Origin of the sequence: Microbacterium sp. H6, from assembly GCF_003314775.1 — a bacterium.
GTDB classification, from domain to species: Bacteria; Actinomycetota; Actinomycetes; order Actinomycetales; family Microbacteriaceae; genus Microbacterium; species Microbacterium oxydans.
The window spans coordinates 1-788 of sequence record NZ_QOAY01000119.1 but is presented as its reverse complement, the minus strand read 5'-3'; the positions used below and the strand labels follow the sequence as shown (position 1 = coordinate 788).

Below are 788 nucleotides of genomic sequence, written 5' to 3'. Positions count from 1 at the left end.
GGGGAGCACACCGAGTCGCTCGAGGTCGCGCACCTGCTGCGTCGAGTAGCCGACCAGCCGTCCGAGCGCCGCAGTGGTCATCACCTGCTCTTGAGGGTTCTGCACGTGCCTCCTTGTCTTTCCGGCCCTTGAGCCCACATAAGCACATCAGCCTCAGCATTGAAGGATGGAAATGCAGGAGATCATCGAAGAGGTCCGCTCGTTCGACGGCGTGCTCGTCGTCGCCCCGGAGGCAGGCAGCGACTTCCCCGAACTGTCATGGGGAGACGCATACTTCTACCACGCGCCCGACGGCCGGATGCCGGAGCGCACGCAGCCGTACGGGACGATCATCACGAAGGACTATCCCGACGACACGTCCTCCGCGCTGGACGCTCCAGGGCGCTTCCGGGTGAACATCCACGTCGGACGCGAGCGCGCGGAGTCGATCATCGCGGCGGGGTCTCTCACGGGCGGCGACACCGACCCGACGGCGGTCGACGTCTTCCGGCCTCACCCGTTGTACGGCACCGCCGGCTGGGTGTGCGTGATCAACCCCGCAGCGGCGACGGAGGGTGCCGTGCTCGCCCTTCTCCGCGAGGCGCACGAGGCCGCGCGCGCTCGCACCGGACGACGGACGAGGTGAACCCCATGTCGACTCCGCAGGGCATGACTCTTCAGGGCATGACCGAGACCGACCGTCGGATCGTCGCGGTGTGGGCGGCCGACTGCGCCGAGCGCGTGCTGCCGCTGTTCGAGACCGAGGCCCCGGACGACGACCGTGCGCGCGATGCCATCGCCAGGACGCG

The 788-nt window shown here is 68.5% G+C and carries 2 protein-coding genes; both read left to right on the top strand.

What is annotated here, in order from left to right; all coding sequences use genetic code 11:
- The first annotated feature begins 166 nt into the window (after positions 1-166).
- Complete coding sequence (locus DSP71_RS07985; protein WP_113680810.1) at positions 167-625, top strand: DUF6194 family protein; 459 nt, start codon at positions 167-169, stop codon at positions 623-625.
- Between the two features lie 5 nt (positions 626-630).
- Positions 631-788 (top strand): putative immunity protein (locus DSP71_RS24600; RefSeq protein ID WP_396652048.1); only part of this gene is annotated, 158 nt, incomplete at its 3' end.